Source organism: Streptomyces sp. NPDC051133 (genome assembly GCF_040682635.1).
Taxonomy (GTDB): domain Bacteria; phylum Actinomycetota; class Actinomycetes; order Streptomycetales; family Streptomycetaceae; genus Streptomyces.
The window spans coordinates 1-1400 of sequence record NZ_JBFBBK010000232.1 but is presented as its reverse complement, the minus strand read 5'-3'; the positions used below and the strand labels follow the sequence as shown (position 1 = coordinate 1400).

At 66.1% G+C, this 1400-nt stretch carries 2 protein-coding genes; both read right to left on the bottom strand.

What is annotated here, in order from left to right; translation table 11 throughout:
• Positions 1-146 precede the first annotated feature (146 nt).
• Positions 147-608, bottom strand: coding sequence for a transposase (locus AB0N17_RS46690; protein WP_366017728.1), 462 nt, complete (start codon positions 606-608; stop codon positions 147-149).
• A gap of 102 nt (positions 609-710) precedes the next feature.
• On the bottom strand, positions 711-1400 hold a 690-nt coding region (locus AB0N17_RS46685), incomplete at its 5' end, for a TetR family transcriptional regulator (RefSeq protein ID WP_366017727.1).

The following is a 1400-nucleotide window of genomic DNA, read 5'->3' as shown; positions in this document are numbered from 1 at the left end:
CTTGACATCCTCCCCGATCTAAAGGATGGGGAATCCCGTCTGCCTGCCTATGGTGACCGGCTGGGGCTTGGGGCGGGTTCCCCGTTCAACGGACCGTGTCTGGCGCGGAGTTTCCGCTCCAGGTCTCACCGGCCCTCCAGCGGCGTTTAGCCTCTCCGCCTGCCCGGCGGTGGGATCACTCGCGACGCGCTGAGGTCACGATCATGCTCAACACCGCAGCCCTCGCACCGCCAGGTGTGCACGTGCAGCGGCTTCCCCCCGTCCGCGACCCAGCACACGTGGCAGGTCCGGGACGACGGCAGCCACCGCGAGACCACACCGACGTACCGGCCGAACCTGGCGGCCTTCTCCTCCAGCACGCGGCGCAACACGCCCCACGCGGCATCGTGGACGGACTTCGCCAGGCGGGTACGGGCAAGAGGGGAGACCGCCAGGTCTTCAAGACAGACCGCTTGGCTATCACGGACCAGCCTCGAAGCCGTCTGCTGGCACCAGTCCCGGCGTACATCGGCCACCCGCGCATGGGCACGAGCGACCTTGATCCGGGCCTTGGCCCGGTTCTTCGGTCCCTTCGCCTTCCGGCGCCCGGCGGTGTCTCTGCGGCCCACCAATTCGGCGGAACCGGTGGGGCCGACTCCATCGCGGCCACTCTCTGCTGCTGCTTGGAGCTGCCCGCCTCATCGCCTCCGAGTGCAGGGCGGCTACTGACTTCAGCGAGCGCGAGAGACTCGCAGGGCGATCTCAGCGATACGTCCGGCTGTCATGTCCGCGGGGCTGGACGTTTGCACAACGTGACTTACCGTCAGGCGGATTAGAACTTCGACGGTCAAGCTCCGCGACTCCGCATCGATCTTTGGCCAAGTCTGTGCGATGTGGGCGTTGAGCATGGCAGTGGCTGTGTCAACTAGCGGCTCAGGATGCGTGGTCAGGTGGGCCAGCAGGTCGTCTTCGCCTCCACGGCCACTGGTGAGGACCGATTTGAGCAGGGCGTTGTTCGCTGCTCTGCGCAGGGTGTAACTGATTGCGGCGGTGAGTGCGGTCCTCATGTCATCCGGGTGGACGAGAAGCTGCTCGTGAATCCCGGTGAGGAAGTGTTCGACCTCTCGCATGACAAGTGCCTGGCCCACACCGGATTTTGACCCGAATTCTGTATAGACCGTTTGGCGGCTGACGCCGGCAGCGGTGGCGATATGTGTCATTTTCAGACGGCCCCAGCCGTTCGCGGTCACCTGCTGGTAGGCGGCATCCAGGATGCGCTCCTTGAGTAGGGAGCGGACGGATTCTCGATAGGTCTCCACGGCTGCAGTGCCGGTGGGCAGGGTGGCGGTGGCGGCGGTGCCGGCCGGCGACTGGACGGTCACCGTGTCGCCGATGCGGGAGGCGGTGACGTGGCCGGCGTT